22 protein-coding genes are annotated in these 20,372 nt (G+C 68.5%); 10 read left to right on the top strand and 12 right to left on the bottom strand.

Annotated elements, in window-relative coordinates:
- Nucleotides 1-38: 38 nt before the first annotated feature.
- A complete protein-coding gene (locus tag ACQ66R_RS18365) occupies nucleotides 39-830 on the top strand; it encodes a hypothetical protein (protein ID WP_430424244.1) in 792 nt (263 codons plus the stop codon).
- Nucleotides 831-905: 75 nt separating this feature from the next.
- Here the strand turns inward: ACQ66R_RS18365 and ACQ66R_RS18360 are convergent, their stop codons facing one another.
- Genes ACQ66R_RS18360 through petA form a run of 3 tightly spaced genes read right to left on the bottom strand, consistent with a single transcriptional unit; the run spans nucleotide 906 to nucleotide 3,641 of the window.
- On the bottom strand, nucleotides 906-1,751 hold the full coding sequence (locus ACQ66R_RS18360) for a cytochrome c1 (protein ID WP_430424242.1): 846 nt from the start codon (nucleotides 1,749-1,751) through the stop codon (nucleotides 906-908).
- Between the two features lie 7 nt (nucleotides 1,752-1,758).
- Nucleotides 1,759-3,078 (bottom strand): cytochrome b, encoded by a 1,320-nt coding sequence (locus ACQ66R_RS18355; RefSeq protein ID WP_430424240.1) that lies wholly within the window; start codon nucleotides 3,076-3,078, stop codon nucleotides 1,759-1,761.
- Between the two features lie 5 nt (nucleotides 3,079-3,083).
- Nucleotides 3,084-3,641: a ubiquinol-cytochrome c reductase iron-sulfur subunit gene (petA, locus tag ACQ66R_RS18350; RefSeq protein ID WP_430424238.1), complete on the bottom strand. Its 558-nt coding sequence runs from the start codon at nucleotides 3,639-3,641 to the stop codon at nucleotides 3,084-3,086.
- 207 nt (nucleotides 3,642-3,848) lie between these two features.
- Here petA and ACQ66R_RS18345 point away from each other — a divergent pair, with 207 nt between their 5' ends.
- From ACQ66R_RS18345 to ACQ66R_RS18330, 4 genes are read left to right on the top strand one after another with little or no spacing between them, the layout of a single operon-like run.
- Complete coding sequence (locus ACQ66R_RS18345) at nucleotides 3,849-4,328, top strand: tRNA (cytidine(34)-2'-O)-methyltransferase (RefSeq protein WP_430426347.1); 480 nt, start codon at nucleotides 3,849-3,851, stop codon at nucleotides 4,326-4,328.
- Entirely contained in the window at nucleotides 4,325-5,206 is an 882-nt protein-coding gene (gene hemF / locus ACQ66R_RS18340) for an oxygen-dependent coproporphyrinogen oxidase (protein ID WP_430424236.1), read from the top strand. Before ACQ66R_RS18345 ends, hemF begins: the two co-directional genes overlap by 4 nt.
- 52 nt (nucleotides 5,207-5,258) lie before the next feature.
- Complete coding sequence (locus ACQ66R_RS18335) at nucleotides 5,259-6,089, top strand: ChbG/HpnK family deacetylase (protein WP_430424234.1); 831 nt, start codon at nucleotides 5,259-5,261, stop codon at nucleotides 6,087-6,089.
- Complete coding sequence (locus ACQ66R_RS18330; RefSeq protein ID WP_430424232.1) at nucleotides 6,089-6,685, top strand: GNAT family N-acetyltransferase; 597 nt, start codon at nucleotides 6,089-6,091, stop codon at nucleotides 6,683-6,685. The genes ACQ66R_RS18335 and ACQ66R_RS18330 overlap by 1 nt, the downstream gene beginning before the upstream one ends.
- Before the next feature lie 16 nt (nucleotides 6,686-6,701).
- Here ACQ66R_RS18330 and ACQ66R_RS18325 read toward each other — a convergent pair whose 3' ends face one another.
- From ACQ66R_RS18325 to ACQ66R_RS18300, 6 genes are all read right to left on the bottom strand, one after another.
- Entirely contained in the window at nucleotides 6,702-7,397 is a 696-nt protein-coding gene (locus ACQ66R_RS18325) for a glutamine amidotransferase-related protein (RefSeq protein WP_430424230.1), read from the bottom strand.
- A complete protein-coding gene (locus tag ACQ66R_RS18320; protein ID WP_430424228.1) occupies nucleotides 7,394-8,662 on the bottom strand; it encodes a CCA tRNA nucleotidyltransferase in 1,269 nt (422 codons plus the stop codon). Before ACQ66R_RS18320 ends, ACQ66R_RS18325 begins: the two co-directional genes overlap by 4 nt.
- Nucleotides 8,663-8,689: 27 nt before the next feature.
- The gene (locus tag ACQ66R_RS18315) at nucleotides 8,690-9,340 is read right to left on the bottom strand and encodes a CoA pyrophosphatase (RefSeq protein ID WP_430424226.1); all 651 of its coding nucleotides are present in this window, start codon (nucleotides 9,338-9,340) and stop codon (nucleotides 8,690-8,692) included.
- Nucleotides 9,337-9,921: a DUF1285 domain-containing protein gene (locus ACQ66R_RS18310; RefSeq protein ID WP_430424224.1), complete on the bottom strand. Its 585-nt coding sequence runs from the start codon at nucleotides 9,919-9,921 to the stop codon at nucleotides 9,337-9,339. The genes ACQ66R_RS18315 and ACQ66R_RS18310 overlap by 4 nt, the downstream gene beginning before the upstream one ends.
- A gap of 192 nt (nucleotides 9,922-10,113) precedes the next feature.
- Entirely contained in the window at nucleotides 10,114-10,614 is a 501-nt protein-coding gene (locus ACQ66R_RS18305) for a GNAT family N-acetyltransferase (protein ID WP_430424222.1), read from the bottom strand.
- Nucleotides 10,615-10,867: 253 nt separating this feature from the next.
- Nucleotides 10,868-11,356, bottom strand: a complete 489-nt coding sequence (locus ACQ66R_RS18300) for a hypothetical protein (RefSeq protein ID WP_430424220.1) — start codon at nucleotides 11,354-11,356, stop codon at nucleotides 10,868-10,870.
- A 306-nt stretch (nucleotides 11,357-11,662) separates the two neighbouring features.
- Here ACQ66R_RS18300 and ACQ66R_RS18295 point away from each other — a divergent pair, with 306 nt between their 5' ends.
- The 4 genes from ACQ66R_RS18295 to aroC all read left to right on the top strand — a co-directional run bounded on the left by ACQ66R_RS18295 (nucleotide 11,663) and on the right by aroC (nucleotide 15,453).
- Nucleotides 11,663-12,922, top strand: coding sequence for an MFS transporter (locus ACQ66R_RS18295; RefSeq protein WP_430424218.1), 1,260 nt, complete (start codon nucleotides 11,663-11,665; stop codon nucleotides 12,920-12,922).
- Nucleotides 12,923-12,955: 33 nt separating this feature from the next.
- On the top strand, nucleotides 12,956-13,888 hold the full coding sequence (locus ACQ66R_RS18290) for an SDR family NAD(P)-dependent oxidoreductase (RefSeq protein ID WP_430424216.1): 933 nt from the start codon (nucleotides 12,956-12,958) through the stop codon (nucleotides 13,886-13,888).
- 90 nt (nucleotides 13,889-13,978) lie between these two features.
- Complete coding sequence (locus ACQ66R_RS18285; protein ID WP_430424215.1) at nucleotides 13,979-14,293, top strand: hypothetical protein; 315 nt, start codon at nucleotides 13,979-13,981, stop codon at nucleotides 14,291-14,293.
- Between the two features lie 47 nt (nucleotides 14,294-14,340).
- Nucleotides 14,341-15,453, top strand: coding sequence for a chorismate synthase (aroC, locus tag ACQ66R_RS18280; RefSeq protein ID WP_430424213.1), 1,113 nt, complete (start codon nucleotides 14,341-14,343; stop codon nucleotides 15,451-15,453).
- Between the two features lie 16 nt (nucleotides 15,454-15,469).
- Here aroC and ACQ66R_RS18275 read toward each other — a convergent pair whose 3' ends face one another.
- The 3 genes from ACQ66R_RS18275 to queC are packed head-to-tail and all read right to left on the bottom strand — an operon-like array spanning nucleotide 15,470 to nucleotide 17,229.
- Nucleotides 15,470-15,841 carry a 6-pyruvoyl trahydropterin synthase family protein gene (locus ACQ66R_RS18275; protein WP_430424211.1) on the bottom strand — a complete coding sequence of 124 codons (372 nt, stop codon included), beginning with the start codon at nucleotides 15,839-15,841 and terminating at the stop codon, nucleotides 15,470-15,472.
- 33 nt (nucleotides 15,842-15,874) lie between these two features.
- A complete protein-coding gene (gene queE / locus ACQ66R_RS18270) occupies nucleotides 15,875-16,507 on the bottom strand; it encodes a 7-carboxy-7-deazaguanine synthase (protein WP_430424209.1) in 633 nt (210 codons plus the stop codon).
- Nucleotides 16,504-17,229 (bottom strand): 7-cyano-7-deazaguanine synthase QueC, encoded by a 726-nt coding sequence (gene queC / locus ACQ66R_RS18265; RefSeq protein ID WP_430424207.1) that lies wholly within the window; start codon nucleotides 17,227-17,229, stop codon nucleotides 16,504-16,506. The genes queE and queC overlap by 4 nt, the downstream gene beginning before the upstream one ends.
- A 272-nt stretch (nucleotides 17,230-17,501) precedes the next feature.
- Between queC and ACQ66R_RS18260 the strand changes: the two genes are divergently transcribed.
- Nucleotides 17,502-20,336 carry a TonB-dependent receptor gene (locus ACQ66R_RS18260; protein ID WP_430426345.1) on the top strand — a complete coding sequence of 945 codons (2,835 nt, stop codon included), beginning with the start codon at nucleotides 17,502-17,504 and terminating at the stop codon, nucleotides 20,334-20,336.
- Nucleotides 20,337-20,372: the final 36 nt, after the last annotated feature.

The raw sequence follows: 20,372 nt of genomic DNA, 5'->3' as shown, positions 1-20,372 counted from the left end.
GGGCGGGGATAAGGCGGAATCTCGGGCTATGGTCGGGCGTGATCCGGCTGAGTCCCCTCCCCTTCGGCATACTGGCCCTGGCCGCCACGAGCCCCGCGCTCGCGGGCGAGGTCGCCTGCCGCTATGAGGCCGGGACCATAACCGTGCCCGCCGTGGTGGCCGGCATCGGCGGCGACTACATCCTGGACACCGGGGCGGCGCAGACCACGCTGCATTCCACCAAGGCCGAGGCCGAGGGCATCACCGACACCGCGCTGACCGGCGACGTCCGGGTGGCGGGGATGGCGGTCCGCGCCGCGGTGCTGACGGTGGCTGACCTGGACGTGCGCACCTGGAACTTGCCGACCCCAGCGGCCGGCGTTATTGGCGCGGACGTGCTGAGGGGCTTCGTGGTTGACGTGAGCTATGCGCCGTGCCGCGTGCGGCTCTGGCCGGCCGGACAGGCGCCGCGCTTCACTGGCCGGGTGCTGAATCTGGGCTGGGATCTGGGCCGCCCCACCGCCGAGGCCTCCGTCTCGGACGAGATGCGCACGATCCGGGGCCGGTTCGTGATCGCCAGCGGGGCCAATGCGCCCGTGCGGCTAGCCGACGATCTGGCCCGGGTGGTCCCGGGTACGCTGCCGCGCTCGCAGGAGGTCTATCCTGACGGCGTCTGGCTCGCGCGACTGCCGCAGGTGTCGTTTGCCGGCGCTACGGGCCTGGACGCGGGCGCGGGGCTGATGAAGCCCGAGGGCGATGTGGTGGGCCTGTTGGGCGCCGACGTCCTGGCCCACTTCCGCCTGCGCTTCGATTTTCCCGCCGGGAAGCTGATCGCCCAGCCGCTACCCTAGCGACCGCCCTATCCGCCCAACGAAAAGGGCCCCGGATTTCTCCGGGGCCGCTCGAACTCGGATCTGGCGTGCGCCTTAGTGGGCGACGTTGCGCCAGACGCGGCGGTAGCTGAAGTACAGCAGGACCGTGAAGATCAGCAGGTAGATCATCGCACCCAGGCCGAATGACTTGCGCTCCATCTGCTTGGGCTCGGAGGCCCAGGCCAGGAAGGCCACGACGTCCTGCGCCTGCTGGTCGACGGTCGACTTGGTGCCGTCGTCGAACGTCACCTTGTCGGGCGTCAGCTGCGGCGGCATCGCCAGGAAGCCGCCGGGCGGCACCTTCTTGTGGTCGCCGCTCCAGAAGGGCGTCAGGTCGCCCGGGAAGGCGACGTTGTAGTTCTGGCCCGGAGCCACCTTCAGGCCGGCCGGCGGCGTGCGGTAGCCCGTCAGCAGCGAGTAGATGTAGTCGGCGCCGCCCGTGCGAGCCTTCACGATCACCGACAGGTCGGGCGGGATCGCGCCCCCGTTCGAGGCCGCCGCGGCGGCGTCGTTCGGGAACGGCGACGGGAACTTGTCGGCCGGAATGGCCGGACGCTGGACCACGTCACCCGTCTCGGAGTCGATGTCGTTGACCTGGATGTCCTTGGCCAACGCCTTCACGTACGGGTTGTCGTTCGGGTTCTTGTACTCGGGGTCGTAGAACGGACCGCCGGCCTGACCCAGGTTGCGGAAGTACATCAGGTTCATCGAGTGGCAGGCCGCGCAGACCTCCCGATAGACCTTGTAGCCGCGTTGGACCTGGGCCGGGTTGAACTTCCCGAACGGGCCGTCGAACGTCCAGTCGACGTGACGGATTTCCGCGTGACCGCCGGCGGCGAGAGCGGGCCCACCGATGAGGGCGAGGCCCAGCGCCGCGAGCGCGATACCTTTGCGCAGCATCTTAGGCTTAGCCCCTCTTTTCAGGCGACGCCGCGGCGCCCGCGGGCGTCGTGGCGGGATGCGACAGGACAGGTTCCGAGATCGATTCCGGCACCGGCAGCGGGGTTTCCGTCAGGCCGAGGACGGGCAGGATCAGCCAGAAGTAGGCGAAGAAGTAGATGGTCGCGACGCGGCTGAGCCACACCATGCTGTTGATGTCGGCGTCGAGCAGCTTGAAGCCGCTGGGCGAGCCGAACACGGGGTTGTCCGGCAGCTGGCCGCCGCAGTAGCCCAGCACGAGCGACATGAAGATGAAGATGAAGAAGTACAGCCGCGCCGTCGGGCGGTAGCGCATCGAGCGCACCTTCGACGTGTCGAGCCAGGGCACCACGAACAGGGTGCCGATGGCGCCGAACATGAGCAGCACGCCGCCCAGCTTGTCGGGGACCGCCCGCAGGATCGCGTAGAACGGCAGGAAGTACCATTCGGGCACGATGTGGGCCGGAGTCACCAGCGGGTTGGCCGGGATGTAGTTGTCGGCGTGGCCCAGGACGTTCGGGTTGTAGAACACGAAGCTGGCGTACAGCAGCAGGAAGACCGCGATCGCGAAGCCGTCCTTCACCGTGTAGTACGGGTGGAACGGAACGGTGTCGGCCTTCGACTTCACGTTCACGCCGGTCGGGTTGTTGTTCCCCGGCACGTGCAGCGCCCAGATGTGCAGGATCACGACGCCTGCGATCACGAAGGGCAGCAGATAGTGCAGCGAGAAGAAGCGGTTGAGGGTCGGGTTGTCCACCGCCGGGCCGCCCCAGAGCAGGGTGGTGATCGGCTCGCCCACGATCGGCAGCGCGCCGATCAGGTTGGTGATCACGACGGCGCCGTGGAAGCTCATCTGGCCCCATGGCAGCACGTAGCCAATGAAGGCGGTGGCCATCATGAGCAGGTAGATCACGCAGCCCAGGATCCACAGCACCTCGCGCGGCGCCTTGTAGGAGCCGTAGTAGAGGTTGCGGATCATGTGGATGTAGACCGCCAGGAAGAACATCGAGGCGCCGTTGGCGTGCATGTAGCGGATCAGCCAACCGTAGTTGACGTCACGCATGATGCGCTCGACCGAGGCGAAGGCGTGGTCGACGTGCGGCACGTAGTGCATGGCCAGCACGATGCCGGTGGCCAGCTGGATGCCCAGCATGAGCGCCAGGATGCCGCCGAACGTGTACCAGTAGTTCAGGTTCTTCGGCGTCGGGAAGTCGAGCGCCGTGTCCTTCATGAACCGCACGATGGGCAGGCGCGTATCGAGCCAACGCTCGATGCCGGTCTTCGGCTCGTAGGTTGAATGTCCGCTCATCGGGTTCAGCCCACCTTGATCGAGGTGTCAGTGAGGAAGGCGTATTCCGGCACTTCGAGGTTCCTCGGCGCCGGGCCCTTCCGAATACGACCCGACAGGTCGTAGTGCGACCCGTGGCACGGGCAGAACCAGCCGCCGTAGTCGCCGCCGCCGACCGTGGGCACGCAGCCCAGGTGCGTGCAGGTGCCGACCAGCACCAGCCACTCGGCCTTGCCGGGCTTGTGCCGCTCTTCGTCGGTCTGCGGATCGCGCAGGTCGCTCGCGTTGTCGTCCTTCACGGCCGCAGCGATCTGTTCCGGGCTGCGGTTACGGACGAACAGCGGCTTGCCCCGCCATTTCACGACGACCTGCTGCCCCGGAGCCACCTTGCCCAGGTCGAACTCGATCGAAGACAGCGCCAGCGTGTCGCCGGCGGGGTTCATCTGATCGATCAACGGCCAGGCGACGCCGACCACGGCGCCAACCGCGGCCGCGCCAGCGGCGATATGAATGAAGTCGCGACGGCTGGGGTCGTCCCCCGAGCCATGCGTGTCGGGATTTGCGCCCGCGACGGTGTCGGCCACCTTGAAGCTACCCTTCGAAAGGGGCCTGCCCGGGTTTCCCCTTGAGGCCCAAATGCTTGCGGCCCGCGTCAGCGCTGACGCAGGACCGTTTCCGGGCGCGGACGAGGGCCAGGCGCGTTACACGGGCAATAATGCGAACTGCATGTCCGCCCGCCCGTGATTCGTACCCCTGCCCCCCGGCTACTCCCGATGGCGAGAGGCCTTAGAATGCGTTTGGCCCTTTTTCAACCGGACATTCCGCAAAACCTGGGCGCCGCGATACGGCTGACCGCCTGCCTGGGCGTTCCGCTGGACGTGATCGAGCCCTGCGGCTTCCCCTTGAGCGACGCGGCAATCCGCCGCGCGGCGATGGACTACGCGGCCTTTGCGCAGGTGACGCGACACGCAGGCTGGCGGGATTTTCGTTCTGAATCCGCGCCTTCCGGCCGGCTGGTGCTGTTCACGACGCGGGGCGCCACGCCGCTGCACGACGTCGCGTTCGCCGAGAACGACATCCTGCTGTTCGGCCGCGAGAGCGCCGGCGTCCCCGAAGAGGTCCATGATGCCGCAGACGCGCGCGTGGTGATTCCCCTGGCGCCCGGGGCCCGATCGCTGAACGTCGTGACCGCCGCGACACTGGCGTTGGGCGAGGCCTTGCGGCAGATCAAGGCCTTCCCGCGCCTGCAACGAACAGACTCGCCCGCATGACGACGACCCTGCCGCCTGAGATTCTGGAACGCCGCGACCGCGCCAAGACGTGGTTCGAGGACCTGCAGGCGCGAATCTGCGCCGAGCTGGAGCAGCTGGACGCCGAAGCGCCGGCCGAGCTGTTCCCGGAACCGGCCGGCCGCTTCGACATGCGGCCCTGGACCCGCGACACCGGCGTCGGCGGCGGCATCGGCGGCTTCTTCAAGGGCCGGCTGTTCGAGAAGGCGGCGGTGCATACTTCGGCCGCCACGGCGCGCTTCTCGCCCGAGATGGCGGCCCAGATGCCGGGCGCCGACAAGGATCCGACCTACGTTTCGTCCAGCATCAGCCTGATCGTCCACCCGCGCAGCCCATGCGTGCCGACCGTGCACATGAACACCCGCTTCCTGTCGACGGCCGAAAGCTGGTTCGGCGGCGGCGCCGACCTGACGCCCATGCTGGACGTTCAGCGGACCCAGGAGGCCGAGGACACGCAGCTGTTCCATGCCGCGATGCGCGGCGCCTGCGATCCCTTCGATCCCGAGTGGTACGGCAAGTACAAGGCGTGGTGCGAGGAGTACTTCTACCTGCCCCATCGCAAGGAGATGCGTGGCATCGGCGGCATCTTCTACGACCGCCACAACAGCGGAGACTTCGAGAAGGACTTCGCGTTCACCCGCGCCGTCGGCGAAGCGTTCCTCGACGTCTATCCAAAGATCGTGCGCAAGCGGATGAGCCAGCCCTGGGGCGAGGCCGAACGGCAGGAGCAGTTGATCCGCCGCGGCCGCTACGTCGAGTTCAACCTGCTCTACGACCGCGGCACGATGTTCGGCCTGAAGGCCGGCGGGAACATCGAGACCATCCTGTCGTCGATGCCGCCGATGGTGGCCTGGACGTAGGTCCGGGCTTGTCGTTCTCTCCTCCCTCACGAGCGGGGAAAGAGGATAGAGCTTGCCGACACTTGCCGAACGCCTGGGCTTCTCGTCCGACGCCAAGCTGCTGATTGTCAACTGCGACGACCTGGGCTCGTCGGCGTCAGCCAATCGCGCCATCGGCGAGGTGATGCGCCGCGGGGCGGCCTCCAGCTCCACGCTGATGGTTCCGTGCCCCTGGGCGCTGGATGGCGTTCGGCGCGCCCAGGACGGCGGCATCGGCGTGCATCTGACCTTGACCGCCGAGTACCCTGCCTACCGCTGGCGCAGCCTCACGGGCGCGTCCTCGCTGCACGATGCAGAGGGTTATCTCCCCACAACCGCCGAGGCTGTGTGGGATCGCGCCGACCTTGCCGACGTCCGCGCCGAGTGCCGCGCCCAGATCGAGCAGGCCTTCGCCTGGGGCGTTGACGTCACCCACCTGGACACGCACATGGGCGTGATGCAGCTGGAGCGGCGATACTTCGAGATCTTCCTCGACCTCGCCGCCGAGTATCGCCTGCCGGTCCGTATGTTCGGGGCACGCGCAGAGGAACGCCTGGGCTTCGCCGCGCGCGGCGCGGCGCGGGCCGAGGGCATCCTCTATCCCGACCACATGATCGACGTGTGGGGCCGCCCCCGCGGGTCGGTGGCCGAGCGACTGGCGAACCTGCGGCCGGGCGTAACCGAGCTCTTCCTGCATCCGGTGGAGGACGGCCCGGAGCTGCGCGCCTACGACCCGACGCACACCGACATCCGCACCGGCGACTACGCCGAGATGCTGAGCCCGGCCTTCAGCGACCTGATCGACGCGGCGGGCGCCCGGCTGATCACCTTCGCCGCCCTGCGCGACCTGCAACGGGACGCCTGATGGCGCGGGTCCGACCCTATCGGTCGGCGGACCTGCCGGCGCTCTACGACATCTGCCTGAAGACCGGCGACAACGGCGCCGACGGCACGCACCTCTACGCGGACCACAGGATCATCGGGGAGATCTTCGCGGCGCCGTACGGGGTGTTGCTGCCTCAGTACGCCTTCGTGGCCGAGGATGATGCGGGCGTTGCGGGCTACATCCTGGGCGCGCCCGACACGCGGGCGTTTGAGGCGCGGCTGGAGGCGGAGTGGTGGCCGGCGCTGCGGGAGCGGTATTCAGACCCCGTCGACGTGCCCGCGAGGACGCGCAACCGCGAACAGTGGGACGCCCATCACATCCATCACCCGCCGCAGACTCCGCAGGCAGCGGTCGACGCCGCCTCGGCGCACCTGCACATCGACCTGCTGCCCCGGCTGCAGGGCCAGGGCATGGGACGGCGGCTCATGGACGCCTTCCTCGGCGCCGTCGGCGGCCGCGCGCACCTGGGCTGCCAAGCGCAGAACGTGCGCGCACAGCGGTTCTACGAAGCGTACGGGTTTCGCCGGCTGGAGGGCGTGCCGCCGAAGAGCGTGGTGTGGATGGCGATCGGCTGAGTCCCGCGCAGCGCCCCTACCCCGCCAAGAACGCCCGGATCCAGCCGCCGACGCGCGCCCGGTCATCCGGCCGGCCGTAGCTGGCGATGGCGCGATCGGCCTGGTCGTCGGCGTAGACCTTGCCGCGGCGGGCCTCGATGAGGGCGGTGGCGTAGGCCGGCAGGAACTCGGGGTGCGGCTGCATCGAGATGGCGGGCTGGTCGCGCCAGGCCAGGGCGGCGAAGGGGGTGAACTCGGACCGCGCGATCACCTCGGCGCCCGGCGGCAGGGTCACCACCTGGTCCTGGTGGGAGGCGGGCAGGCGGATGGGATCGGAGGCGTCCATCCAGGGCTCGCGGCTGACGACCTCGTAGGCGTGTTCGCCGATGCCCCAGCCCTTGGGCGACTTGATCACCTGGCCGCCGAACGCCTGGGCCATGGCCTGGTGGCCGAAGCAGACGCCGACCAGCTTCGCGCGGCCCTTCGCGGCGCGCAGGAAGTCCATCAGCTGGGCGATCCAGGGGTCATCGTCATAGACCCCCGCCGCCGAGCCGGTGACGATGTAGGCGTCGCAGTCCTCGGGCGCCGCCGGATACTCGCCCTCTTCCGCCGCATAGGTGGCCCAGTCGTAGGCGTCGCGGCCCAGCAGCTCCATGAACATGTCGGGATAGGTCCCGAACGTCGGGATCGCCGGGTTCGGCGGCCGGCCGGTCTTGAGGATGCCGATCTTCAATAGACCATGCCCTGGGCCACGGCCTTCAGCTTCTCAATGACCGACAGCTTGTCGTCGATGAAGTCGTTGTCGATCCACCAGTCCTCGACCTCGCGCATCACCTGGCCGACCAGCGGGCCCTTCGGCACCCCGGCATTCATGACCTCCTGGCCGCTGAGCGGCAGCTCGGGGCGGGTCCAGCCTTCGGCCAGGGCGATCATGCCGCGCCACTGCATCGTCGTGGCCGTGCGCGGCGAGGCGGCCCAGGCCAGCTTGGCGCGGTCGCGGAACGTGGCCGTGTCGGCGCGGTAGACCTCGCGGCGGATCTCGCGCGGGCTCATCCAGCTCTTCAGCACAGGCGTCGGGGCCAGCGCGGCCACGATGCGGTCGCGGTCGGGGTTCGACAGGCGCAGCCGCGTCGCCAACGCCATCGCGGCCACCTGGTCGTCGGGCAAGAGGGCGGCCAGGCGCAGGACGGGATCGCAGTCGAAGAGCTGCTCGGTCTCGACCTCCACGAAGGCTTCGAAGCGGGCCAGGTTGGCCTTGGCTTTCAGGACCACCTCCAGCACGCCCGTCTCGGCCATCAGGCGCACGGCGGCGCGAGGGTCGTCGGCCGCCAGCAGCTTCAGGATTTCCTTGGAGATGCGCTCCGCCGCCAGGTTGTCGATGCTGTCCTTCAGGCGCGCGCAGGCGGCGACGGCGGCCGCGTCGGGCGCGCCCTTCCCGAACCAGGCGTAGAACCGAAAGAAGCGCAGGTTGCGCAGATGGTCCTCGACCAGCCGCTGCTCGGGCTCGCCCACGAAGACGATGCGGCCCGCCTTGGCGTCGGCCACGCCGTGGCCGGTGGGGTCGAAGATCGAGCCGTCGCGGCGCGCGTAGAGCGAATTCAGCGTGAAGTCGCGGCGCCGGGCGTCCTCGGCCCAGTCGGTCGTGAAGGCCACCGTGGCGCGGCGGCCGTCAGTGGAGACGTCGCGGCGCAGCGTGGTGATCTCGTGCGGCAAGTGGTTCGACACGGCGGTGATCGTGCCGTGCTCAATGCCCGTAGGGATCGCGGCGATGCCGGTGGCCTTCAGGGCCTTCGTCACACGGTCGGGCGTCAGCGTGGTGGCGATGTCGATGTCGTCGACCGCGCGGCCGACCAGGGCGTTGCGGACGCTGCCGCCCACGAACCGCGCGCAGTCGGCGCCGCCTTCGGCCTCGAGCGCGTCCAGCACCGCGACCGTCGCGGGGTTGGTCATCCAGTGGCGCTGGCCCAGGCCTTCGTTCTTGGAGGGGGTGTCGGTCATGGCGCGGAAGTGACGCGAAGGCGCGCGCTAGGCAAGGGTCGCGCCGTACAGCCGCTCGTGGAGTGCGCGCAGGATGCCCGCGGTGGCGCCCCAGATGTACTGGGTCTCGTGGGTGGTCGCATAGAAGCGCCGGGTCTCGCCCGTGGGCATCGTCCGCTCGTGTTCCTGGTAGTTGGCCGGGTCCATGAGATAGCCGAACGGCGTCTCGAAGATGTCAGCGACCTCATCCGGGTTCGGAGTCAGCGAGAAGCCCGGCCGCACGAAGCCCACCACCGGCGTGATCAGGTAGCCGCTCCCCGTGTGGTACGGGGTCGACAGGCCGATCAGGCTGACGAAATGCGGCTCGAGCCCGACCTCCTCGTGCGCCTCGCGCAGCGCCGTCTCCCAGGGCTGCTCGCCCTCGTCCTGGCGCCCGCCCGGCAGGGCGACCTGGCCGGTGTGGCTGCGCATGGTGTCGGAGCGACGGGTGAGCAGCACGTTCAGGCCGTGGTCGCGTTCCACCAGCCCGATCAGCACCGCGGCGGGCTTCGGCGGACCGGCCGAGGCGTCGGCCCAGCCGCCGGGCGAAAGGTCGAAGTCCGAGCGCCGCAGCCCACCCTCGACCGCGTGATCGTGCAGCGGATCGAGGTGATCGGCGATCCAGTCGCGCAGTTCGTGGGCGGGGGCCGTGACGTTCACAGCAGGTGCGCGCCCGGCGGGCCCACGGCGAACCAGGCGCCGTTCGAGCTGACGCCCAGGGTCTCGCCGCCCGGGGTGTCGCGTGGCTCGGCCAGGTCGACCAGTTCGTAGAAGACCGGCCGCGAGATCAACGCCTCGAGGCCGCGGCGGACGTGCAGATAAGGCCGGGGCTCGCCGTCGTCACCGACCTCGACGCGGATGGCGTGGTCAGGGCCGGCGGTGACCTCGTCGCCGACGTTGGTGAGGAATTTCAGGTCGCCGCCCTCGCGATCCACCCTCACGGCGACGAACGGCGCGTCCTCGACGGTGATCTTCAGCTTCTCGACCGGCGTGACGAGATAGATGCCGTCAGGGTCCTTGCGCAGGATGGTCGAGAACAGCCGCACCATCGCCTCGCGGGAGATCGTGGCGCCCTCGTGCAGCCAGCGGCCGTCGCTCTTGATGACGATGTCGATCTCGCCCGAGTGCGCCGGATTCCACAGGTGCACCGGCGGCAGGCCGCGGCCGGGGGCTTGCCCCTTTTCGTGGGACTGCGCCGCCTGGGCGATGGCGTCGAGGCCGGGCTTCTGAACGGTGGTCACCCCGGCAAGGTAGGGGGTGGGAGGAGTCGCCTCAAGCCGCCGTCACGGCAATGCCAACGCCCCCTCCACCGCTTCGCGGTCCCCCTCCCCCGCAAGCGGGTGAGGAACTAGGGCCGATCGATGCGCTTCAGTTCCTCCCCCATGCCAATGGGGGAGGGGGACCACGGAGTGGTGGAGGGGGCGCTGACGCCGTCAGCGGGGCTGGATCATGCCCTGCAGGGCCACGTCCCGGAACGCACGGAACAGGACGCGGCGGGCGTCCACCGGGCCGGGCAGGCTCACGCCCGGCGCTACGGCGAAGCCCACGCGCTGGAAGTACGGCAGGTCGCCGACCAGGACGACGGCGGCCTCATCCGCGTCACGCGAGGCCTCGCAGGCCCGCTCGACCAGCATGGCGCCCAGGCCGGCGCGGCGCTCGGTCGCTTCGACCGCCAGGGGGCCCAGGAAGACGATCGGCTGGTCGCCGGCGGCCACACGCCACATGCGCACCACGCCCACGACGGTGTCGCCCTCGACGGCGCAGAACGACAGGTCCTGGGCGAAGTCGGCGAACTCGCGGACGCGCTCGGACACCTTGGCGAAGCGCCCCGGCCCGAAGGCGCGGTCCAGCAGCGCTTCGATGGCGGGGCCGTGGGCGGCCGTTTCGTTGACGAGGACAAGCTCCGGCGGGGGCCGGCACGGTTGCAGGGACATGGGCGGTCTCGAGAGATGAGTGGGCGACTGCGGCGGGGCGGAAAGCCCAGGCCGCTGGGGTTCGGGTGGCTGCTTAAGCCAGCGGACGTCGTCGCATCTCTCGGGCCCTCCGGGCCGTGGACAAGGAAGCGCGCAGATAGGGCCAACGGACCCTGGGGTCAACGCTCGGTTTGGCCATGCGGCGATCTCGCGCGCTCGACGCAAAGCGGCCCGCCGTCGCCGGCGGGCCGCTCTACAACGCTGCGGACCGAATTCAGCGCGACGCGAACTCGCCGGCTGAGGCCACCTGCATGTCGCGCAGCTGGCTCTTGGCTTCGCGCGCGGCCTTGTCGACGCAGCCGCGGAAGTTCGGGCCGCCGACGACCTTGCAGACCGACTTGGCCGCGGCGTCGATGTCGGCGTTGATCTGGTCGAACGAACGGCCGGCGACCTTCACGCGGACGCTGGCGCGTTCATCGCGGATGACTTCCACTTTCGTGGCGGCGACGCCGTCACGGGTGCGCTTGATCGCGGCGTACTGACGGTTGGCGTTGCGGATGGCCGATTGCACGCAGGGACCCGTCACGGCGCTGCAGACGGTGGCCGCGGCCGATTGGATCTCGCTGGCCACTTGGGCGTCGGTCTTGCCGATCAGGCTGATGCGGACGACCGGGGTCGGTTCCTGCGACACGCGCAGGTCGGCGGCGGCGGCCGGCAGGGCCAGAGCGGTCACGGCCACGGCGGCCAGGCAAGCGAACTTCATCGTTGGGTTCTCCAGGGTCTCGACGACGTTGTGTGTCGAATTTCGCCCGGAGGAAGAACATCGGTACGCATTAACCACCCACGACCGATCGTCGTGAATTTGGCATTAACCATCAAAAATCGAGCCAAATGGACAACATGTCGCAGACGAATATATGACGGACTCAAATCATTACACGCATGAAGCTTACTCAAGTTCGCGACGAGATAGTGGTGACCTTATAATACTGAACGACAACTTCCCCGCCCGTTGTGCGCTCGTGGCCATTGCCCCGACGCGCGGCGACGGCCAAGTTGCGACCCTCGCATGTCCGACACGCCCCCTGACGACGACGCCGTCCCATCCGCCCGCGCCCTGCTGAAGGAGCGCGACTATCTGATGTTCTGGGGCACGCGCTGGACCGGCAGCTTCGCCAGCCAGATCCAGAGCGTCGCCATGGGCTGGCAGATGTACGCTATCGCCCGCCAGACCCGGTCGGTTGAAGAGAGCGCGTTCCTGGTCGGCATGATCGGCCTGGCCGCGTTCGTGCCCGTCTTCCTGCTCACGCTGCCGGCCGGTGAGGCCGCGGACCGCTACGACCGCAAGAAGGTGCTGCTGCTGTGCCTGTCGGGCGAGATCGTCAGCGTGCTGGCGCTCGCGATCGCCACCGTCAACGGCTACGCCTCGCCCGCCCTGCTGCTGGTGATCGCCGCCCTGTTCGGCGCCAGCCGCGCGTTCTTCGCCCCCGCCAACACCGCGCTGGGGCCCATGCTGGTGCCGCGCAAGCTGCTGCCCCGCGCCATCGCCTGGAACTCCCTGGCCTGGCAGACGGCCTCGATCGCCGGCCCCGCCGCGGCCGGCTTCCTGGTCGCCCGCTCGGCCGAGACGGCCTACTTCACCACCTTCGCCCTCTACGGCCTGTCGGCGGTGCTGGTGATGGGGATCCGCGCCAACGCCAAGCCCGAGACCAACCCCGGGTCGCGCTGGCAGCTGATGAAGGAGGGGCTGTCCTACGTCTGGCGCCAGAAGATCGTGTTCGGCGCCATCTCGCTGGACCTGTTCGCCGTCCTGCTGGGCGGAGCGACCGCCCTGCTCCCGGTCTTCGCCCGCGACGTGCTGCACGTCGGGCCCGAGGGCTTCGGCATCCTGCGCGCCGGCCCGGCGATCGGCGCGACCCTGGTGGCCCTGTGGCTGGCGGCCAACCCGATCCGGCGCAAGGCCGGCCTCTACATGTTCGCCGGCGTCGCCGTCTTCGGGATGGCGACCATCGTCTTCGGCCTGTCGAAGTCGCTGTGGCTGTCGGTGGCGGCCCTGGCGGTCCTGGGCGGCGCCGACATGCTCTCGGTCTTTGTGCGCCAGACCCTGGTCCAGCTGGTCACCCCCGACCACATGCGCGGGCGGGTGGCCTCGGTGTCGTCGGTGTTCATCGGCGCCTCGAACGAGTTGGGCGAGTTCGAGAGCGGGGTCGTGGCCCGGCTGCTGGGGCCCGTGGGCGCGGCCGTCTTCGGCGGCGTGGGCGCCGTCATGGTCACCGCTCTCTGGGCCAAGCTGTTTCCCGACTTGCGAAGGGCCGACCGCCTCGAATAAGCGTCTTCCCATTAAATTAGGGAGATTGCGGTCATGGGCGCATTGGAAGGCAAGGTTGTCCTCGTCACGGGCGGCGGCAACGGCATCGGGCGCGATTGCGCGCTCATCGCGGCGCAGGAAGGCGCCAAGGTGGTCGTCAACGACCTGGGCGGCGGTCTGAAGGGCGAGGACGAGGGCTCGGCGGGTCCGGCCGAGGCGGTCGCGGCCGAGATTCGCGCCGCGGGCGGCCAGGCGGTCTCCAACTCCGACAGCGTGACCGACCTCGACGCCGTCTACGGCATGGTCGAGCTGGCCAAGAAGGAATTCGGCGGCCTGCACGCGGTGATCAATCCGGCCGGCATCCTGCGCGACGTGATGTTCCACAAGATGACCGAGGCTGAGTGGGACGCGGTGATCAACGTGCACATGCGCGGCAGCTTCAACGTCGCCCGCGCCACCATCGAGCTGTTCCGCGAACAGAACGACGGCGCCTACATGTTCTTCACCTCGACGTCGGGCCTGTTCGGCAACATCGGCCAGGCCAACTATGGCGCGGCCAAGATGGGCATCGCCGGCCTCTCGCGGATCATCGCCATGGAAGGCGCGCGCAACAACGTGCGCTCGAACTGCCTGGCGCCGGTGGCCTGGACCCGCATGACCCAGTCGGTGCCGATCAAGGACGAGGCCGCCGCCGCGCGCCGCGCCGTGATGGCCGAGAAGATCCGCGCCGACCAGCCGGCTCGCTTCTCCGTCGCCATGGTGACCCCCGCGGCCGCCCACGTCTCGGGCCAGATCTTCGGCTCGTCGGGCGAGAACATCATCCTCTACTCCCAGCCCCGGCCCATTGAGACCGTGACGAAGGAAGAGGGCTGGACGGTGCAGTCGATCCTCGACGAAGCCGTGCCAAAGATGGCCCCGAAATTCTTCGACCTGAACCGCGGCCCCATTCCGGGTAACAACCAACAGCAGGCCAAGCAGCCTGCCTAGGCGGACATTTCCTTAGCATTTTCAACGGCGGCGGGTCTCAGAACCGCCGCCGTTTTCGTGTCTGGCGCCGTCATTGCGACGAACCGACGCATGAGCTCAGGCTTGACCCATACTGGTGCAATCGCTCGCGGACTGGCCTACGCGCCGGACGCCGTGACGCCGCGCACGTGGCGCAGCACGGCCGAGCTGCTGGCGCTGTCGGGCAAGCCGGCGTCGGTCGAGACCAGCGAGGGCGCGGCTCCGTCGGACGCCGATCCGGTCAGCCTGTTCAAGGCGAGCTCGATCGATCGCATCCGGGCCGAGAGCGCCATGATCGTCGGAGAAGCCCTGCGTTCGCTCGCAGCGCAAAACCAGGCCCGCGCCTACGTCCGCCCCATGGCGAATCTGGTCGACGTTCGCATCTGACCGGCCCGTTTGGTGAAGCCGCCCGAAGCGGCTAGTAAGCCTCCGCCATGTCGCACAACACCTTTGGCCATCTTTTCCGCGTGACCACCTGGGGCGAGAGCCACGGGCCCGCGCTCGGCTGCGTGGTCGACGGGTGTCCGCCCGGCATCGCGCTTACCGAGGCCGACATCCAGCCGTGGCTGGACCGCCGCCGCCCGGGCCAGGGCAAGTTCGTCACGCAGCGCCAGGAGCCGGACGCGGTGCGCATCCTGTCGGGCGTGTTCCAGGACGAGCGGTCGGATGGCCAGCGCACGACCGGCACGCCGATCTCGATGATCATCGACAACGTCGACCAGCGCAGCCGCGACTACTCCGAGATCGCCCAGGCGTTCCGCCCGGGCCACGCCGACTATCCCTACTTCGCCAAGTACGGCGTGCGCGACTATCGCGGCGGCGGCCGGCAGTCGGCCCGTGAGACGGCGGCGCGCGTCGCGGCCGGCGGCGTCGCGCGCAGGATCATCGAGGGCGTCACCATCCGCGGCGCCGTCGTCCAGATCGGCCCATACGCGGTCGACCCCGAGCGCATCGACTTCGGCGTCACCGGCGACAACGAATTCTGGGCCCCGGATCCGGACATCGTCCCGGTCTGGACCGAGCATCTGGAAAAGGTCCGCAAGGCAGGCTCGTCCACCGGCGCCGTCGTGGCGGTCGAGGCCACCGGCGTCCCGGCCGGTTGGGGCGCGCCGCTCTATGGGAAGCTGGACGCCGAGCTGGCCGCCGCCCTGATGTCGATCAACGCCGCCAAGGGGGTGGAGATCGGCGCCGGCTTCGCCTCGGCCGCGCTGTCGGGCGAGGAGAACGCCGACGAGATGCGCATGGGCAACGACGGCGCCCCGCTGTTCCTGTCCAACAAGGCCGGCGGCGTGCTGGGCGGCATCTCCACCGGCCAGGCCTTGACCGCGCGCGTGGCGTTCAAGCCGACGTCGTCGATCCTGTCGCTCCGGCGCAGCATCAACGAGGCGGGCGAGGAGATCGAGCTGCGCACCAAGGGCCGCCACGACCCCTGCGTGGGCATCCGCGCCGTGCCGGTCGTGGAAGCTATGGTCGCCTGTGTGCTGGCCGACGCCTTCCTGCGCCACCGCGCCCAGACCGGCGGGGCCGCGTTCACGCCGGGCCGCTGAGCGGCCGGCGCGCGGGTCAGAGGCTCAGCGCGCAGCTCTCGCTGATGGTCGGACGCGAGACCACGATCCGCGACAGGCCGGGGAACTTCACCCGCAGCCGCTCGGCGAAATAGAGGCAGAGGTGCTCCAGGGTGGGGCGTTCCAGACCGGGCTTCTCGTTCAGCAGGCCGTGGTCCAGCTCGCTCGCCACGCCTTTCAGCGCGCTCTCCAGGTCGGCGAGGTCGGCGACCCAGCCGACGGGCTCCTGGGTCTGGCCCCGAACGGTGGCTTCCACCTTGAACGAATGGCCGTGAAGGTTCGTGTAGGGCCTGTGGTCAGGCCCATCGGCGAAGAAGTGGGCCGCATCGAACGTCGCAGCCTTGGTGATCTCGAAAATGGGTTGGGTCATCGCAAAGAGTTGGGCCGCCGGGGCGAAAGCGCCTCAGGCTATGCCGAGGTATTTGTGGGTTTGGACGCTTAAACGCCAGCGAGGGTGTTCAAGGCAATAGGCGATGGCCGCGCGCGTGTTTGCGTCGCGGTCCGGCCCGTCCATCGGCTGCAGCAGGAAACGTTCGAAGTCGAGGTGCTCGAAGCGTTCCGGACGCGCCTTGGCCTGAGGGAAGACCAGCTTCAGCTCCTGGCCGTGGGTCTGCACCACTTCGGCGTCGGCCTTGGGGCTGACGCAGATCCAGTCGACGCCCGCCAGGACCGGCAGGGTGCCGTTGGTCTCGAGCGCGATCGAAAAGCCGCGGGCGTGCAGGGCCTCGATCAAGGCCGGATCCACCTGCAGCAGCGGCTCGCCGCCGGTCAGCACCGTGAGCCGGTCGGCCGCGCCGCCCGTCCACGCCGCCTCGACCGCGGCGGCCAGAGCATCGGCGTCGGCGAAGCGACCGCCGCCGGGGCCGTCCATGCCCACAAAGTCGGTGTCACAGAAGGTGCAGACCGCCTTCGCACGATCACGCTCCAGCCCGCTCCACAGGTTGCAGCCGGCGAAACGGCAGAACACCGCCGGTCGCCCGGCCTGACCGCCTTCGCCCTGCAGCGTCAGGAAGATCTCCTTGACCGCGTAACTCACGCGCGCAGCGCGGGGCGTCCGCCCGCCTCCCAGGCCTCGAAGCCCGTCCTGCGCAATTCGCAGGCCGGACAGGTCCCGCAGCCATGGCCCCAGGCGTGCAGCGTCCCGCGTTCGCCCAGGTAGCAGGTGTGGCTCTCCTCGACGGTGATCTCCACCAGGGGCGCGCCGCCCAGCCCGTTGGCCAGCGCCCAGGTCTCAGCCTTCGTCAGCCACATCAGCGGCGTCTCGATTCGAAAGGCCTGCTGCATGCCCAGGTTCAGCGCCCTTTCCATCGCGTCGAGGGTTTCGCGGCGGCAGTCGGGATAGCCCGAGAAGTCGGTCTCGCACATGCCGCCCACCAGCACGTTCAGCCCTCGGCGGTCGGCGAAAGCGGCGGCGTAGGTCAAGAACACGAGATTGCGGCCCGGGACGTAGGTCGACGGCAGTCCCTTCTCGGTGACCTCGATGGCCCGCTCGGTGGTCATCGCGGTCTCGCCCAGGGCGCCGAAGCTGCGGATGTCCAGCATATGGTCCTCGCCCAGCCTGGCGGCCCACGGGGGAAACTCGCGCGCGATCCTGGCGCGGACGGCCTGACGGGCCTGCAGCTCCACGCTGTGGCGCTGGCCATAGTCGAAGCCCACGGTCTCGACGCGCTCGTAGCGCTCGAGCGCCCAGGCGAGGCACGCGGTGGAATCCTGGCCGCCGGAGAAGAGGACAAGGGCCTGATCGGTCATCGGCCCCATATGGGCCAGGGCCGCGCGCGAGGGAAGTTTTGCAGGGCGACGCTGGGGTAACTTCGTTGTCGCGGGCGCCACAGTAGAGGCAGCAATCCCTTACGCCGCTTCGGATTGCGTTGACATGCGAGCGTGAGAGGTCGAGCTTCCGTCACGCTGATGGGGGGCCGCGCCGCCTCCTCGCAGCGAGCGCTTTAGCGGCGTGACGGCGACCAAGGGCCACAAAAGAGCCCGGACGCCCTGGGAGGAACAGAATGTCGGATACCCGAACTCTTCGGAGCATGCTTGCCGTGGGCGTTTCCGCCGCGGCTCTTATGGCGTTCGCAGCGCCCGCCATGGCGCAGACGGCGCCCACCAACGTCATCGAAGAGTTGGTCGTCACGGCGCAGAAGAAGGAAGAAGCCCTTCAGGATGTGCCGATCGCCGTGTCGGCCTTCGACCAGAACGCGCTCGAAAAGTCCAAGATCGACGGTGGCCCCAACCTGGTGCTGGCCGTGCCGAACGTGAACTTCTCCAAGGGGAACTTCACCGGCTACAACTTCCAGATCCGCGGCATCGGCTCGAAGCTGGTGGCGGGCTCGGGCGACGCCGGCACCGGCATCCACCTGAACAACGCCCCGCTGATCGCCAACAACCTGTTCGAGACCGAATTCTACGACGTCGAGCGCGTCGAAGTGCTGCGCGGTCCGCAGGGCACCCTGTACGGCCGGAACGCCACCGGCGGCGTGGTCAACCTGATCACCGCCAAGCCCACCGACCAGTTCGAGGGCAACATCCGCGCCGAGTACGGCAACTACAACACCATGAAGGCGCGCGGGATGGTCAACATCCCCCTCGGCGAGCAGTTCGCCCTGCGTGTGGCCGGTTCGTACCTGAAGCGCGACGGCTTCGGTGAGAACCTGGTCACCGGCAACGACGCCGACGACCGCGACCTGTACGGCGCCCGCGCAACCCTGAAGTTCGAACCCACCGACAAGTTCCGCGCCTGGGCGATGTGGGATCACTTCGAGGAAGACGACAACCGCTCGCGGATCGGCAAGCAGTTCTGCACCAAGGACACCGGCCCGAACTCGGTCGGCGGCGTCGGCTTCTCGACCGCAGCCGGCGGCCTGATCGGCCAGGTCCAGCGCGGCCTGTTCAGCCAGGGCTGCCAGGCGACCGGTCTCTACACCCCGGGCGTGCTGGGCACCGTGAACAGCCAGGCCACCCTGGGCGGCCTGTTCGGGGCCCTCGGCGGCTTCCAGACCGGCGACGCCTACGCCGGCAAGGTCCAGACGCCGAACATCCGCGATATCGAGTCCAACTTCGACCCGATCTACAAGTCGAAGACCGACATCTATGAGTTCAACGCCCAGTTCGACGTGACCGAGAACGTCACACTCAACTGGCTGACGGCCTACACCATCTACAAGCTGACGACCCGCCAGGACTACAACCGCTACACGCCCAGCGTGAACTTCAACACCACGCCGAACCCGGTGAACGCCTTCGCTGCGGTTCCAGGTTTTGCCGGCATCTACGCGGGCCTCTTCCCCGGCGGGGTGATCAACGATCCGCAGAACGGCCGGGCCAACCGCTTTACGACGAGCGACATCTCCTCGGGCTACACCGAACAGTGGAGCCATGAGATCCGCTTCCAGTCGGATTTCGACGGGCCGTTCAACTACAACGTCGGCGCCATCTTCTCGCGCTATCAGGCGACCGGCGATTACTACGTGATGTTCAACACAGGCACGGGCTTCTACCAGCTCAATAACCTGTTCAACACGGGCAATCCCAACTGCACGACCGGCGCCAACTGCGTTGCGATCGATCCCAACAAGGATCCGGACCGCTCGGGCCACAACTACTATGACTCGTACGGTCCTTACGACCTGACGTCCTATGCGGCGTTCGGCGAGTTCTATTATCAGATGACCGACAACTTCAAATGGACCCTGGGCCTGCGCTACACGGTCGATGAGAAGGACGTCGAGAACCACGCAGTGAACCTCGGCACGCCGGGCTCGGGCATCAGCGGCCCGCTGCCGGGCACGCCGGCGATCCTGAACGTCAAGTTCAAGGAGCCGACCGGCCGCTTCGGCTTCGACTGGAAGCCCGACCTGGGCTTCACCGACGAGACCCTGATCTATGCCTTCTACTCGCGCGGCTATAAGTCGGGCGGCCTGAACTCGCCGTGCAGCGGCGGCGCGGGCGTGATCTGCGGGCCGCCGACCTTCGATCCCGAGTTCATCAACTCGTACGAAATCGGGATGAAGAACACGCTGCTCAACGGCACGATGCAGCTGAACCTCACCGGGTTCTACTATGATTACAAGGGCTACCAGATCTCGAAGATCGTGAACCGGGCTTCGACCAACGAGAACATCGACGCCAAGGTCATGGGCCTCGAGTTCGAGTCGATCTGGCAGCCGGTCGAAGGCCTGCGCCTGAACGCCGCCATCGGCTATCTCGACACCGAGATCCAGGACGCCGTGTCGATCGACACCTTCAACCGCACCGGCGGCAACCCGCTGCTGACGCTGGTGAAGTCGAGCGCCGCGTCCAACTGCGTCGTGTCCACCGCGTCCGCGGCCCAGGCCCTCGCCATCTCGAACGCGGCGGGCAACCCGTTCGCGCTGCTCGGGGTCTGCACCACCGTGCCGAACGCGGCCGGTCAGCAGGTCGGCGCCGGGACCAACATCCTGGGCACCGGCGCGATCGCCACCGGCACCAACGCCTTCGGCGGTCTGGTCAGCGACGGCGTTCCGGTCGACCTGGACGGCAAGCAACTGCCCAATGCGCCGCATTGGACCATCTCGCTGGGCGCCCAGTACAGCTGGATGGTCGGCGACTGGGAAGCGACGCTGCGCGGCGACTACTATCACCAGACCCAGACCTATGCCCGAATCTGGAACACCCAGCCGGACCGCATCAAGGCCTGGGACAACGTCAATCTGACCTTCACGGTCGTGAACGACGACATGGGTGTGGAAGTGGCCGCCTTCATGAAGAACGCCACCAACGAGAAGGCGATCACCGACTTCTACCTGACGGACGACAGCTCCGGTCTGTTCCGGAACGTCTTCTACACCGAGCCGCGCACCTACGGCGTCTCGGTCACCAAGCGCTGGTAGCACCGGCGCATCCCTTCCCAGGGAAGCTTCTAGGGC

The organism is Phenylobacterium sp. (genome assembly GCF_965284355.1).
GTDB lineage: Bacteria > Pseudomonadota > Alphaproteobacteria > Caulobacterales > Caulobacteraceae > Phenylobacterium.
The sequence above is the reverse complement of the archived record's forward strand: the minus strand, read 5'-3'. Positions and strand labels throughout refer to the sequence as shown.